Consider the following 1,476-nt stretch of genomic DNA (forward strand, 5'->3'; position numbering starts at 1 on the left):
CTGCCTTCCGCCTGCCATTGTTCGATCGAGTTGTTGTCGAACATTTCCGGCATGAAGAACGCAGTCTGAAAGTTCTCCTGCGTGTGCGGGTGGCCCAGGTAGTGGCCACCGGGACCCACATCCGGAACCGCCGCCAGCGCCTGATCGAAGTCGCCCCATTTCGGCCCCTCGGCCATGCGATAGGCCATGGCGCATTGCTCGGCATCGACGATGAACTTGGCGACCGAGCAGTGCATGCCCGCCTCGTTCCACCCGGCCGAGTGCCAGATATAGTTGGCGCCCGCATGAACAACCGCGCCCAGCGTGGTCGCCGATTCATACCCCGCCTGCGCGTCAAAGGTCTTGGCCCCGCCCAGCGTGTTCGAGGTTCGCCACGGCACATCATAGAACCGCGCCATCTGGCCGATCATGAAATTCATCAGGCTGATCTCGGGCGTCCCCGCCATCGGCGCGCCGGATTTCATCGACACCGTCGACAGATAGTGCCCCCAGATCGCCGGTGCGCCCTTGCGGATCACCTGCGTGTAAGCCAGCGCCGACAGCGCCTCGGCGGTCAGCTGCGCCACGGTTGCAGGCACTGACGCGGGCGTGTTCGCACCCCCCAGAACGAAGGGTGAGCACAGCACCGGCTGGTTGCGGCGGCAGAAGGCGCGCATCGCGCCCAGCATGGTCTCATCCCAGACCAGCGGGCTGTTACCGTTACAGTTGCCGGTGGTCACCGGATGGTCGTCGATGAAGCCTTCGCCGAACAGGATGTCGCACATATCCATCACATCCTCGGCGTTCCTGGGCGAGGTGGTCATGCCCATGAACATCTTGTCCGAGTATTTCATCGACGAGTAAGTGATGCGCAGATGCCGCTGGCTGATCGGGTGATCGTAGGGCTCGACAATATGGTGGGCCGAGCTGTGCAGCGCCGGCATCATGTGGCTGAGCTTGTGGAACATCGCCAGATCTTCCAGCAACGGATTGCGGCGCACATCATCCAGATCGCGCAGGAACGGTGCGCCGGTCATCGGCACGAAGACCGAGTGCTTGCCGCCCAGCTTGACGTTTTTGGCCGGGTTGCGGGCGTGATAGGTGAACTGCGCCGGGATGGTCGAGATCAGCTCGCGCACCATGTTGCGGTCCAGATAGACCAGCTCTCCATCCACCTTGGCACCGGCTTTTTTCCAGTCCTCCAGTGCGACGGGATCGCGAAACTGAACGCCGACATTCTCCAGTATATCCATGGCGGCGCTGTCGATGCGTTCCACCTGACTGCCATCCATCACCTCACATTCGGGGATGTTGCGGGTCAGGCCGGGCAGCATCTGAAAATTTGGCGCAGTGCGCTTGGCACGACGCGCCGCGCGTCCACCAGAGCGCGAAGCTGTTCGAGTGTTCATAAGGCGTATCTCCAATCTTGTCGCCAAACTGAAGGATTCGCCAAACTCAAACCTCACTGATTGCGATATCTGATTGCAGGAAACGACA

At 61.2% G+C, this 1,476-nt stretch carries 1 protein-coding gene; it reads right to left on the minus strand.

What is annotated here, in order from left to right; all coding sequences use genetic code 11:
- Nucleotides 1–1,388, minus strand: a 1,388-nt coding sequence (locus ACR0IM_RS24490) for a trimethylamine methyltransferase family protein (RefSeq protein WP_480683485.1), incomplete at its 3' end; no start/stop codon positions are given.
- Nucleotides 1,389–1,476 lie beyond the last annotated feature (88 nt).

It is taken from the genome of Ruegeria sp. BF6 (assembly GCF_056538665.1).